We start from the raw sequence: 11,806 nt of genomic DNA on the forward strand, positions 1-11,806 counted from the left end.
TTCAAAATTCCATGGGATCAAACGGCGGCGGTCAGACCGTCGTCTTGCGGCGGAGGCGCACCACGACGTCGACGCGCGCGATCTCCATTCCTTCGGGGATCTCCGGGATGCGGTCCACCGAGACGCTCGAGCCGGGAATGTCGAACAGCCGGTTGTCGTCCTCGACGAGGAAATGGTGATGCTCGGTGACGTTGGTGTCGAACCACGTCTTAGAGCCGTCGACCGCGAGCTCCCGGAGCAGCCCGACCTCGGTGAACTGGTGCAGCGTGTTGTATACGGTCGCAAGCGACACCGGCACGCGGGCGCGCATCGCCTCCTCGTGCAGGATTTCAGCCGTCACGTGGCGATCGCCCTTGGCGTAGAGCAGCCGGCCGAGCGCAATGCGTTGCCGCGTGGGACGCAGGCCCGAATCACGCAGGAGGCCGCCGACGTCGCGGGCGACGCAGAGGGCTGGGCGCAATCCGCAGTCAATGGCGCGATCTGCCGTGACGGAGGCGGAAGGTGCGGCGGTGGTCGCAATGTCGGCCATCGTCGGTCTCGGTCTTTCCCTAGAAGAGGCTGCCGGCCGCCCGCGAGGGGCCGCACAGGCGCGATGATCTTGGCCCGGACGTCAACCGAACCTCGGCGCGACGATACAATTTCCCGATCGTTCCGGCAACTGCCTGTCTCCCGAAGCGCTTCCCGCGTCTCCGGCATGTGTGCTAGGGAGGCGCCGCGACGGGGGCGCCATTCTGGGACGGCGGCGATCGTCACTGGTTTCCGGGGACGTCGAAGGGCATATGACAGAACGTCGATCGAGCTACGATTACGGAGATCTGCTGGCCTGCGGCCGCGGCGAGCTGTTCGGACAGGGCAACGCGCAGCTGCCGCTGCCGCCGATGCTGATGTTCGACCGGATCACCGAGATCTCTGAAACCGGCGGCCCCTCCGACAAGGGATTCATCCGCGCCGAGCTCGACGTGAAGCCCGACCTCTGGTTCTTCGACTGCCACTTCAAGGGCGATCCCGTGATGCCGGGCTGCCTCGGTCTTGACGCCTTGTGGCAGATGACCGGTTTCTTCCTGGGCTGGCTTGGCTCGCCCGGCCGCGGCCGGGCTCTGGGAACCGGCGAAATCAAGTTCACCGGGCAGGTGCTGCCGACTGTGAAGCAGGTCGAATACGGGGTCGACTTCAAGCGGGTCGTGCGCGGCAGGCTCGTCCTCGGCGTCGCAGACGGCTGGCTGAAGGCTGACGGGGAGACCATCTATCAGGCGAAGGACCTGAAGGTCGGGCTGTTCAAGTCGGACCCCACGCCCGCCTGACGGGACCATTAAACGCAAAAGGACCGCCGGTCGCCTCAGATGCGCGGCCGCAAGGGCGGGATTGGGAGGCTTCACGTGAAGCGCGTCGTCGTCACCGGCATGGGAATCGTGTCGTCGATCGGAAACTCGACGCAGGAGGTTCTGGCCTCTCTGCGGGAGGCGCGTTCGGGCGTGGTCCGGGCGGAGGAATACGCAAGGCTCGGCTTCCGCTGTCAGGTTGAGGCGGCGCCGACGCTCGACGCCTCCCAGATCGTCGACCGCCGCGCCATGCGTTTCCACGCAGGCGGCACCGCGTGGAACCATGTGGCGATGGATCAGGCGATCCGCGACAGCGGACTCGACGACAGCGACATTTCGAACGAGCGGACCGGCATCATCATGGGCTCCGGCGGGCCCTCGACGAAGACCGTCGTGGAGGCCGCCGACATCACCCGCGAGAAGGGGCCGAAGCGCGTCGGCCCGTTCGCGGTGCCCAAGGCGATGTCGTCGACCGCGTCGGCGACGCTCGCCACCTGGTTCAAGATCAAGGGCGTGAACTACTCCATCTCCTCGGCCTGCTCGACCTCGGCGCATTGCATCGGCAACGCAGCCGAGATCATCCAGCTCGGTAAGCAGGACGTGATGTTCGCCGGCGGCTGCGAGGAGCTGGACTGGACGCTTTCCGTGCTGTTCGACGCGATGGGCGCGATGTCGAGCCACTTCAACGACACGCCGGCGACCGCCTCGCGCGCCTATGACAAGAACCGCGACGGCTTTGTGATCGCCGGCGGCGCCGGCGTCGTGGTGCTGGAGGAGCTCGAGCACGCCAAGGCGCGCGGCGCCAAGATCTACGCCGAGCTCACCGGTTACGGCGCGACCTCGGATGGCTACGACATGGTGGCGCCTTCCGGCGAAGGCGCAGCGCGCTGCATGAAGATGGCGCTCAAGACGGCGCGCGGCCCGATCGACTACGTCAATCCGCACGCGACCTCGACGCCGGTTGGCGACCTCAAGGAGATCGAGGCGCTGCGGGCGGTGTTCGGTGACAGATGCCCGCCGATTTCGGCGACCAAGTCCCTCACCGGCCACTCCCTCGGCGCCGCCGGCGTGCAGGAGGCGATCTACTCGCTGCTGATGATGCAGAACGGCTTCATGGCCGAGAGCGCCAACATCGAGGAGCTCGACCCCGCCTTCGCCGACATGCCGATCCTGCGCGAGCGAAAGGACGACGTCACGCTGAACGCCGTGATGTCGAACTCCTTCGGCTTCGGCGGCACCAACGCGACGCTGGTGTTCGAGCGGGTCTGATCCGACACGGCGCCCCGGAGGGCCGTCAGGCCGATCCGGGACCGTTCTCAAGACAATCGCCATCCGGACGACGATCCCGGATCTTCGCTTCGCGCCATCCGGGATGATGGCCGGGGCTTAAGGAGCAGCCCATGGTCGCCGGACTTCTTTCAGGGCGCCGCGCCCTCGTCATGGGCGTCGCGAACGATCATTCGATCGCCTGGGGCGTCGCCAAAGCCCTCAGCCAGGCGGGCGCGGAGATCGCCTTCACCTATCAGGGCGAGGCGCTGGGAAAGCGCGTGCGGCCGCTCGCGGAGACGCTGGGCTCCGACATCGTCATCCCCTGCGACGTCGAGGACCTCGCCTCGGTGGATTCGATGTTCGCCGCCCTGAGGGAACGCTGGGGCGGGCTCGACATCCTCGTCCACTGCATCGGGTTCTCCAACAAGAACGAACTGAAGGGGCGCTACGCCGACACCACCCGCGAGAACTTCTCGCGCACCATGGTGATTTCGGCCTTCTCCTTCACCGAACTCGCGAAGCGCGCCGCCGAGATGATGCCGGCCGGCGGCGCGATGCTGACGCTGACCTATGGCGGCGCCACGCGCGTCATGCCGAATTACAACGTCATGGGGGTCGCCAAGGCGGCGCTCGAGGCCAGCGTGCGTTACCTCGCGGCGGATTACGGCCCCGCCGGCATCCGCGTGAACGCGATCTCGGCGGGGCCGGTCCGGACGCTCGCGGGCGCGGGCATTGCCGACGCCCGGCTGATGTACGATTTCCAGCGCAAGCACTCGCCGCTGCGCCGTCCGATCACCATCGAGGACGTCGGGGGCGCCGCGCTCTACCTGCTGTCGGACCTGTCGTCGGGCGTCACCGGCGAGATCCACTTCGTGGATTCCGGCTACAACATCATCTCGATGCCAAGCCCCGACGGTCTGAAGCGCATCGACGCCGCGGAGTCCAAAGCGGACGGGTGAGGGCTGGCGGGGTGCGAGGTTCCGACGACGCAGACTTCATCGCCCGGCGCACCGACGCCTACTTCGCGAAGACCGCGGAGATCGTCGCGGCGCATGGCGACGCGCGGGTCACTTACGCCGTCTTCCTGCGCAGCGACGCCGTGGTCGCGATCGACCGGGCGATCGAGTTCCTCGATCAGATCTACCCCCCCGGAGCCGAGATCCCGCTCTCGCTGACGCGCGCCGTGCCCGAAGGCACGGTGCTGACGTCCGGCAAGCCGATGCTCTATGTCACCGGCTCGCTGGTCGCGCTGTCGCCGATCGAGACGCTGCTGCTTCAGCGCATCGGCTTCTCCTGCATCTCCGCGTTCAACGCCTTCTCGATGTGCCTCGCGCTGCCGGGCGCGGAATTCCTCGCGATGGAGGCGCGCCACACCACCGGCGACGACATGCACCTCGCCTGCTCCTACGGCGCAGCGGTCGGCTCCCGCACGGCCAAGCTGATGGGGGCGAAGGGCTTCATCGGGACCTCGACCGACATCGCCGCCCCGTTGTTCGACACGCCCCATGGGCTGGGCACCATGCCGCATTCGCTGATCGGCTACGCGAAGGCGCGGATGCTGAGCGAGGGGCGCGATCCCGCCTCCGAGAGCCCGACGCTGGAGGCCGCCAAGCTCTATGCCGCGCAGTTTCCCGACGAGCCCGGCTACACCGTGCTCAACGACTATGACGGACGAGAGGTGACGGACGCGCTCGCGGTTTGCCGCTGGTTCTACGGCGCCGGCGGACCCGGAGAGGCCGGCAAGCGGCTGTCGTTCCGGCTCGACACCCATGGCGGAAGGCAGCTCGAAGGGCTCGACTGGGAGCGCAGCGTCCGCACGCTTCTGAAGTGGACCCACCGGCACACGCCAGGCGAGGTCGCGAAGCTCGCGCTCACCGGATTCGATTTCGACGAGCTCGGCGGCATGTCGGCCGACGAGCTGCGCGACAAGTTCCTGTTCGGCACCGGCGTGACGGCCGCAGCCGCCATCTTCTTCCGCAAGGCGCTCGACGACGCCGGCTTCCCGCAGCCGCGGATCGTCGTCTCGTCCGGCTTCGACACCGTGAAGTGCCGCGTGTTTGGCAATCTCGCGGTCCCGGTCGACGTGGTGGGCACCGGTTCGTTCCTGCCGTCCCGCTTGTCGCGGACCTACGCCACCGCCGACATCGTCCGCTACGAGCTGCCGGACGGCGCGGGCGGGTGGAAGACGTTCGACCTCGTGAAGGCCGGACGGGAGTTCCTGAAGCTGGGGTGAGCCGGGAGAATCGCCGCCCGTGTCCCGACCGGGACACGGGAAGCGTTTCAATCCTGCAGCGCCGCCAGCTTTTCGAACAGGTCGAGCGCCTCGGGGTTCGCCAGCGCCTCCTTGTTCTTCACCGGACGTCCGTGCACCACCTCGCGCACTGCGAGCTCGACGATCTTGCCGGACTTGGTGCGCGGAATGTCGGTCACGGCGACGATCTTCGCCGGCACATGGCGCGGCGAGGCGCCCTCGCGGATGCGGGTCTTGATGCGCTTCGTCAGATCGTCATCGAGGGCCGCTCCGTTCTTCAGCCGGACGAACAGCACCACGCGGACGTCGCCATCGAAGTCCTGCCCGATGCAGATCGCCTCGACGACCTCCTCCATCTTCTCGACCTGGGCGTAGATCTCGGCCGTGCCGATGCGCACGCCGCCGGGGTTGAGCGTCGCGTCCGAGCGGCCGTGGATGATCATCCCGCCATGGACGGTCCACTCCGCGAAGTCGCCATGCACCCAGACATTGGGGAAGCGATCGAAATAGGCGTCGTGGTATTTGACTCCGTCCGGGTCGTTCCAGAAGCCGATGGGCATGGTCGGAAAGGCCTGCATGCAGGCGAGTTCGCCCTTGCCGGACGCCATGCGCCGGCCGTCGTCGTCGAGCGTCGCCATGTCGTAGCCAAGACCCGGACCCTGGATCTCGCCGCGCCACACCGGCTCCAGGGGATTGCCGATCATGAAGCAGGAGACGATGTCGGTGCCTCCCGAGATCGAGGCGAGCTGCATGTCGCGCTTCACTGACTGGTAGACCCAGTCGAAGCTCGCGTCCGCAAGCGGCGAACCAGTCGACGCCATGGTGCGGACGCTTGAAAGGTCGTGGGTCTCGCAGGGGCGCAGGCCGAGCTTCTTCGCGCTGTCGATCCACTTGGCGGACGTTCCGAAGAACGTCATCCGCTCCTGCTGCGCGAAGTCGAACAGAACGTTCGGACCGGGGTGGAACGGCGATCCGTCATAGAGCAGCAACGTCGCTTCGGCGGCGAGACCGACCACCAGCCAGTTCCACATCATCCAGCCGCAGGTCGTGAAGTAGAACACCCGGTCTCCCGGCCGGTTGTCGGAGTGCAGCACGTGCTCCTTGACGAGCTGCAGCAGCACGCCGCCCGCGCAATGCACGATGCATTTCGGCACGCCCGTGGTGCCGGAGGAGAACAGGATGAACAGCGGGTGGTCGAACGGCAGCCGCGCGAAGGTCGGCTCTTTCGCCTCGAAGCCTCCCGCGAACTCATTGAGCGTGACCGCCCGCGGCAGGGCTTCGGCCACCATGTCATGCACGCCGAGATAGGGCACGATCACGGTCTGGCGGACGGTGGTCAGCGCCTCGACGATCGGCTTGAGCTTCGACAGAATCTCGATGCGCTTGCCGGCGTACCAGTAGCCGTCGACGGTCACGAACACCTTGGGCTCGATCTGACCGAAGCGGTCGAGCACGCCGCGTTCGCCGAAGTCGGGGGAGCAGGACGACCAGATCGCGCCGAGCGAGGCGGTCGCCAGCATGAAGGCGACGGTCTCGGGCCGGTTCGGCATCATCGCCGCGACCCGGTCTCCCTCCCCCACGCCGGCGGCGGCGAGACCCTGCTGGATGCGCGAGACCATCGCGCGCAGTTCGTCCCAGGTGAGTCGCGCCTCGGCCTTGTCCTCGCCGCGAAACACGATGGCCTCGCCCGAGCCGATGCGGCGCAGCAGGTTCTCCGCGAAGTTCAATCGCGCGTCGGGAAAGAAGCGGGCGCCCGGCATCCTGTCGCCGTCGACCAGCAGCCGCTCGCCCTTGTCCCCGACGATGCCGCAGAAGCTCCAGACAAGGTCCCAGAAGCTCGCGCGATCCTCGATCGACCACGCGTGCAGCTCGCGGAAAGTCTTCAGCTTTCTGTGCGCGCGGGCGGACGCCAGATCCGCGAAGGCGGCCATCGCGCTCGCCGCCGCCCGGGAGGCTGGCGGGGTCCAGAGCGGCGCTTTGGCGTCGGTCATCATCGGGCGGCTCCGCTTGAACGCAGACTACGAGATCGCCTTATAAGCTCTCTCGGCGAACGCCGGAATGCGTCGCAGGACGCAGACGGTTTGGAGCGCGGATCGCGCCGCGGTATAAGCGCCGCCGGTCGATAGTCGGGCGTTCACCAGCGCGCCCCGAAAGGACTTCCAGCCTCATGCGCCGCATCGTTCTCGGCATCGCCATCCTGGCGACCGCGGCCGTCGCGGTCTTTGTGACGCTTCTGGCGCGGGCGCCGCTCGACGACGCCGGCGTCGCCATGCTGGACGCGCTGCGCGATGGCTCGGGCCTGCGCGTCGAGGTCAACGGCCGCACGAAACTGTCGATGTTCCCGACGCCGCAGGTGCGGATGGCCGGCGTCAGCTTCGCCCAGGGCGACCAGGAGCCCTTCGCCATCGCGCGCGAACTTATCGGCTCCCCGCGGATGTCGGCTTTGCTGTTCGGCCGGCTCGAGCTCAGCGACGTCACGCTGGACGGCGCCCAGATCGCGCTCGACCGGATCCCGGTCGGCGCGCTGTTCAGCACAGGCGTGACGCCCGCCCGGGCCTGGACCGCGCCCTCGATCCGAATCGTCGACGGCCGGCTGGCCTGGGGCGGGCAGGCCGTGGAGAAGGTGGAGGCCGGTCTCGTCTGGGCGGGCGCCGGTCGCCCGCTCTCGGCCTCCGGCTACGGAACGTTCGCGGACCGGCCGGTCGAGGCGACCTTCGCGCTGACGGACCCCGAGGCGCTCGCCCGCCACGAGCAGGCGCCGTTCCGCGTGCGCATCGAGGGCGGCGGCGCCCGCGTGACATTCGACGGCACGGCGATCGACGACGGCGGCGTGCGCTTCACGGGCGATCTCAGCGCGCGCGCGGCCTCGCTCCGCGAGACGCTGCGCTGGATCGGCGCGCCGGCGCCGCGCAGATCTTCACCCCTCACCGGCTTTTCCCTCGTCGGCCGCGCGACCGCCGACAAATCGGGCCTCTCGATCGCGGACGCCGAACTCAACCTCGAAGGCGGAAGCTTTCTGGGCGCCGGGCGGATCGCCGTGGTCTCCGGACAACCGAGCATCGAGGCGACGCTCGACACGGGACGTCTCGATCTCGATCCCTATGTCAACGGAATCGCGCCTGCGCTCCAGGAGGAGCATGGCTGGAACCCCCGGCCGGTCGATCTGAAGCTGCTCGCCGGCTACGACCTCGACCTCAGGCTCTCGGCTGGCGAGGTGCGGTCCGGCGCGCTGAGGCTGGGACCGATCGCGGCGACCGTCGTGATCGCCGGCGGCGCCTTCGACCTCGCGGTCGGCGAGGCCTCCGCATACGACGGCACGGTCGGCGGCCATCTGTCGGTTTCTCCCGAGGGCGCCGCCGGCGCTCGGGTCCGGCTTCAGACGGAGCTGACCGGGATCGATCTCGACGAAGCGCTCAGACGCTTCGTGACGCAGCCCCCGCTGACGGGCGCGCTGACCGCGAACATCTCCGTCGAAGGAGTCGGGGTCTCCGCGGCCGACGTGATCGCGACGCTCAAGGGCGAAGGCGAGGCCCGCGTCACAGGAGGCTCCCTGGAGGGCATCGGCCGTAGCCGGACGCTTTCGCTGGCCGGTCTGCGCGGCGGCATGGACATCGCGTCGGCCGAGGCGACGCTCAGGATCGATCACGGCGTCGCGCGGACCAGCGACTTCGCGATCATGGGCTCGGACGCCACGTTCACCCTGTCGGGGGAGGCGCGGCTGGTGGACCGCGACCTTCGGCTGCAGGGTTTCGTAAAGCCGAAGGAGGGGGCCTGGACGCTGCCGGTCCGAGTCGACGGCCCGCTGTCATCGCCGAAATTACGGCCGTATCTGTCTTCGGCGACAGATCCGCACGCCGAGGCCGACCGGCGCCATTCGGCGACACCCGGCGGATAGCCGCAGACGCGGGCAATTCGCGCCGAATGGTCCGGCTTACCGCCCGGCGGCCGCGGCGCGTTCGGCTTTCATGCGTTCGTTCTCGGCGCGCTTGGTCGCGATCGAGGCGATGATGACGCCGGTCGTGACGATGGCGATCAGGATGGTGCAGACCGCGTTGATCTCGGGCTTCACGCCGAGCCGGACCGACGAATAGATCCGCATCGGCAGCGTCGTGGCGCCCGGCCCCGTGGTGAACTGCGAGATCACGAGATCGTCGATCGACAGCGTGAAAGCCAGCATCCAGCCGGAGACGATCGCCGGCAGGATGATCGGCAGCGTGATGACGAAGAAGGTCTTGAACGGCGTGCACCCGAGGTCGAGCGCGGCCTCCTCCAGGCTCCTGTCGAACGAGATCAGCCGCGACTGCACAACGACCGCGACGAAGCACATCGAAAACGTGATGTGCGCGAGGGCGAGCGTGATGAAGCCGCGGTCGAGCCCGATCGCCACGAACAGCAGCAGCATCGAGAGGCCGGTGATGACCTCGGGCATCACGAGCGGCGCATAGACCATGCCGGAGAACAGGGTGCGGCCGGGAAAGCGGCCCATCCGCACCAGCGTGATGGCGGCGAGCGTGCCGAGCACGGTCGCGACCGTCGCGGAGAGCAGGCCGACGCGGATCGTGACCCAGGCGGCCTCGAGAAGCTGCTCGTTGTGGAACAGAGAGACGTACCACCGCGTCGAGAACCCGCCCCAGACCGTGACGAGTTGCGAAGCGTTGAACGAATAGATCACCAGCAGCAGGATCGGCAGGTACAGGAACGCGAAGCCAAAGGTGAGCGCGACGATGTTGACGCCGGAAAGGCCCTTTCTCATGCCTTGTCCCCGATCTCGCGGGCCTGGATGTTGTTGTAGATCGCGATCGGAACGACGAGCACGAGCAGCAGCAGGACGGCGATCGCCGACGACACCGGCCAGTCGCGGTTGAGGAAGAATTCGTTATAGAGCGTCTTGCCGATCATCAGCGTCTCGGAGCCGCCGAGCAGGTCCGGTATGACGAACTCCCCGACTGCGGGGATGAACACGAGGAAGCAGCCGGCGATCACGCCCGGCAGCGACAGCGGCACGGTGATCTTCCAGAACGCCTTCCACGGCGGGCAGCCGAGGTCGGCCGCGGCCTCCAGCAGCGTCTCGTCGAGCTTCTCGAGGCTGGCGTAGAGCGGCAGCACCATGAACGGCAGGTAGGAATAGACGATGCCGATATAGACGGCCGTCTCGGTGTTCATGATGTAGAGCGGCTCGTTGATCACGCGCGCCCACAGCAGGAAGGCGTTGAGCAGCCCGTCCGGATTGAGGATGCCGATCCAGGCGTAGACGCGGATCAGCAGCGAGGTCCAGAACGGCAGGATCACCGCCATCAGCAGCGTCGGCCGTATGCTCTTCGGCGCCCGCGCCATGCCGTAGGCCATGGGATAGGCGATCGCAAGCGTCAGCAGCGTAGAGATCGTCGCGATCTTGAGGCTCGAGAGGTAGGAGGCGAGGTAGAGCTCGTCGTCGAACAGCGCGGAGTAGTTCTCGAGGTCGAGCGCGCTCCACCAGTCCTTGATCCCCTGCCATCCCTGGGAGAGGTCGAGCACCGGCTCGTAGGGCGGCTGCGCGATGACCGTGTCGGACACCGAGATCTTCAGCACGATGAAGAACGGCGCGAGAAACAACGCCAGCAGCCAGCAATACGGGATCGCGATCAGCAGCCATCGCTTCCAGCGGCCGGGAGCCGCGGCTGCGCGCGCAGGGGGCGAGGCGTCAGGCGCTGCGGCGTCCGTCATGATCCCTCACGCCGCCAGCAGGATGCCGGCGTCCGGCGCGAACCAGACGAAGACTTTGTCGTCCCAGCCGATCGGCCGGGCTTCGCTGCGGGTCATGTTGGCGCGGCTGACGCGGACGATCTTCTCGCTGCCCTCGACCTTCACCAGCAGCGTGGTCCAGTCGCCGAGATAGGCGATGTCCCAGACTTCGCCCTTCAGCACGTTGGTCGCGTCGGCGGGCGGCGGCTCGGTGGAGATCCGCATCTTCTCAGGGCGGATCGCGAGGGCGACCTCCGTGCCCGCGACAGCCGAGGCGTCGCCCGCCGCGACGAAATCGGCGCCGACCTCGGCGGATTTGAGCCTGGTCCCGCCGACCTCGGCGCCGGTCACCGTCGCGTCGAAGATGTTGATGTCGCCGATGAAGTCCGCGACGTAGCGGCAATTCGGCTGCTCGTAGATTTCGCCCGGCGTCGCGACCTGCACCAGCTTGCCGTGATTCATCACCGCGATGCGATCGGCGACGACCATCGCCTCCTCCTGATCGTGGGTCACGATCATGAAGGTGAGACCGAGCTCCTGCTGCAGATCCATCAGCTCGAACTGGGTCTCCTCACGGAGCTTCTTGTCGAGCGCGCCGAGCGGCTCGTCGAGCAGCAGCACCTTCGGGCGCTTGGCGAGCGATCGGGCGAGCGCGACGCGCTGGCGCTGGCCGCCGGAGAGCTGGTGAGGTTTGCGCGCGCCGAACGCCTCGAGCTTCACGAGGCGGAGCATCTCCTTCACGCGCGTCTCGATCTCGGCCTTGCCGATGTTGTCCTGCTTCAGGCCGAAGGCGATGTTCTGCGCCACCGTCATGTGCGGGAACAGCGCATAGGACTGGAACATCATGTTCACAGGCCGCCGGTAGGGCGGCACGCCGGCGAGATCCTTGCCGGCGAGCGTGATGCGGCCGGAGGTTGGCGCCTCGAAGCCCGCCAGCATCCGCATCAGGGTGGTCTTGCCGCAGCCGGACGGCCCGAGCAGCGCGAAGAACTCCCGCTGGTGGATGTCGATCGAGACGTTGTCGACCGCGACGAAATCCCCGAAGCGCTTCACCACGTTCTCGAAGCGGATCAGCGGGACCGCCGAGGGATCGAGCCACGGCGCGAAGGAGCGGCGGATCGGGCCGAGGGCTTTCTGAGCGGCTTTGGCCATGGAGGATCCGGAGCGTGGAGGGGAGGCTATCGAAAAGGTCGTCATGCCGGCCGGAGCGGCGAGCCGGATCGTTCCGCCGTCATGGTCCGGCTTG

The 11,806-nt window shown here is 67.6% G+C and carries 10 protein-coding genes; 5 read left to right on the forward strand and 5 right to left on the reverse strand.

All coding sequences use genetic code 11. The features are described from left to right. Window positions 1-31: 31 nt before the first annotated feature. Entirely contained in the window at window positions 32-529 is a 498-nt protein-coding gene (irrA, locus tag PKE75_RS11260) for an iron response transcriptional regulator IrrA (protein ID WP_271168820.1), read from the reverse strand. A 250-nt stretch (window positions 530-779) separates the two neighbouring features. On the opposite strand from irrA, the gene fabA reads away from it, so the two are divergent. The 4 genes from fabA to PKE75_RS11280 all read left to right on the forward strand — a co-directional run bounded on the left by fabA (window position 780) and on the right by PKE75_RS11280 (window position 4,821). Next, window positions 780-1,301, forward strand: coding sequence for a 3-hydroxyacyl-[acyl-carrier-protein] dehydratase FabA (fabA, locus tag PKE75_RS11265; RefSeq protein ID WP_271168821.1), 522 nt, complete (start codon window positions 780-782; stop codon window positions 1,299-1,301). A gap of 75 nt (window positions 1,302-1,376) precedes the next feature. Next, window positions 1,377-2,588, forward strand: a complete 1,212-nt coding sequence (fabB, locus tag PKE75_RS11270; RefSeq protein WP_271168822.1) for a beta-ketoacyl-ACP synthase I — start codon at window positions 1,377-1,379, stop codon at window positions 2,586-2,588. Window positions 2,589-2,719: 131 nt separating this feature from the next. After that, entirely contained in the window at window positions 2,720-3,547 is an 828-nt protein-coding gene (fabI, locus tag PKE75_RS11275) for an enoyl-ACP reductase FabI (protein WP_271168823.1), read from the forward strand. 11 nt (window positions 3,548-3,558) lie between these two features. After that, the gene (locus tag PKE75_RS11280; protein ID WP_271168824.1) at window positions 3,559-4,821 is read left to right on the forward strand and encodes a nicotinate phosphoribosyltransferase; all 1,263 of its coding nucleotides are present in this window, start codon (window positions 3,559-3,561) and stop codon (window positions 4,819-4,821) included. A 47-nt stretch (window positions 4,822-4,868) separates the two neighbouring features. Here PKE75_RS11280 and PKE75_RS11285 read toward each other — a convergent pair whose 3' ends face one another. Continuing rightward, entirely contained in the window at window positions 4,869-6,833 is a 1,965-nt protein-coding gene (locus tag PKE75_RS11285) for an acetoacetate--CoA ligase (protein WP_271168825.1), read from the reverse strand. A 173-nt stretch (window positions 6,834-7,006) separates the two neighbouring features. Here PKE75_RS11285 and PKE75_RS11290 point away from each other — a divergent pair, with 173 nt between their 5' ends. Then, window positions 7,007-8,734 (forward strand): AsmA family protein, encoded by a 1,728-nt coding sequence (locus tag PKE75_RS11290; RefSeq protein ID WP_271168826.1) that lies wholly within the window; start codon window positions 7,007-7,009, stop codon window positions 8,732-8,734. Window positions 8,735-8,770: 36 nt separating this feature from the next. Here PKE75_RS11290 and PKE75_RS11295 read toward each other — a convergent pair whose 3' ends face one another. From PKE75_RS11295 to PKE75_RS11305, 3 genes are read right to left on the reverse strand one after another with little or no spacing between them, the layout of a single operon-like run. Continuing rightward, window positions 8,771-9,592 (reverse strand): ABC transporter permease subunit, encoded by an 822-nt coding sequence (locus PKE75_RS11295; RefSeq protein ID WP_271168827.1) that lies wholly within the window; start codon window positions 9,590-9,592, stop codon window positions 8,771-8,773. Continuing rightward, a complete protein-coding gene (locus PKE75_RS11300) occupies window positions 9,589-10,542 on the reverse strand; it encodes an ABC transporter permease (protein ID WP_271168828.1) in 954 nt (317 codons plus the stop codon). Before PKE75_RS11300 ends, PKE75_RS11295 begins: the two co-directional genes overlap by 4 nt. Before the next feature lie 6 nt (window positions 10,543-10,548). Beyond that, window positions 10,549-11,712 (reverse strand): ABC transporter ATP-binding protein, encoded by a 1,164-nt coding sequence (locus PKE75_RS11305; RefSeq protein WP_271168829.1) that lies wholly within the window; start codon window positions 11,710-11,712, stop codon window positions 10,549-10,551. Window positions 11,713-11,806: the final 94 nt, after the last annotated feature.

The sequence above is a fragment of the Hansschlegelia plantiphila genome (assembly GCF_027922265.1).
GTDB classification, from domain to species: Bacteria; Pseudomonadota; Alphaproteobacteria; order Rhizobiales; family Methylopilaceae; genus Methylopila; species Methylopila plantiphila.